This window comes from Paenibacillus xylanilyticus (assembly GCF_013359935.1).
Classification (GTDB): Bacteria; Bacillota; Bacilli; order Paenibacillales; family Paenibacillaceae; genus Paenibacillus; species Paenibacillus xylanilyticus.
Genome location: NZ_JABMCB010000171.1, coordinates 1 through 809, shown reverse-complemented (window position 1 = coordinate 809; position 809 = coordinate 1). Strand labels below are relative to the sequence as shown.

The following is an 809-nucleotide window of genomic DNA, read 5'->3' as shown; positions in this document are numbered from 1 at the left end:
TTCTCATCAAGTCCGCTCGACTTGCATGTATTAGGCATGCCGCCAGCGTTCGTCCTGAGCCAGGATCAAACTCTCCAATAAAGTATTGAAAAGAGCGATTAGCTCATTTTGAATCTGACGAGATTAAAAATCTCAATTTTGCTTCGAAATCATACCGTCCGAAGACGTGTATCGATCTCTCAGCGTCGATCTTGCAAGCAAGATGATTACTCACTCGTTGTTCAGTTTTCAAAGATCAAACTTCGTTTGCGTCAGAGTGTTGTTCTCTTCAGCAACTCTTATATATTACCACGTCCGAACCAATTTAGCAAGCACTTTTTTTAAGTTTCTTTCGAAGCTTATTTTGTTTGCTTACCGCACCGTGTTTCCCATGTTTTCTTGGCCGGATAATTAATATATCACAGACTCAATTAACTTGTAAAGAGTTTAATTATAAATTATTTCTACTCATTATATTATCTTTTTATTTCAAGGGACTACGTAGAACTCCTACGATAGCTGATGATAGTCTTTCTTCTATATATAATAAACATCCCCGTTCAATCCTACTGGAATTGAATGAGGGATGTTTTAGAAATCATTGTTGTTACTTACGTTCTACTGTGTAACCTTTATCCTCAAGCAATTTCACGATTCCGTGCTCACCCAGGTAGTGGGCAGCACCTACTACGATAAAGTACTCCTCTTTCTTGTCGCTCTTCAAATATCCATCGATCTTGTCAACCATGCCAATGTTACGGTCGATCAGCATTGCTTTGTTGTACTCCTCGTTATCAGAGAAGTTATTAGTGAAGTCTAACAACTGCTCG

1 protein-coding gene and 1 rRNA gene are annotated in these 809 nt (G+C 38.7%); both read right to left on the bottom strand.

Annotated elements, in window-relative coordinates:
• Window positions 1–81, bottom strand: a 16S ribosomal RNA gene (locus tag HP552_RS10010); the annotation flags it as partial.
• 505 nt (window positions 82–586) lie between these two features.
• A partial coding sequence (locus HP552_RS10005; RefSeq protein WP_175395378.1) for a TraB/GumN family protein occupies window positions 587–809 on the bottom strand: 223 nt, incomplete at its 5' end.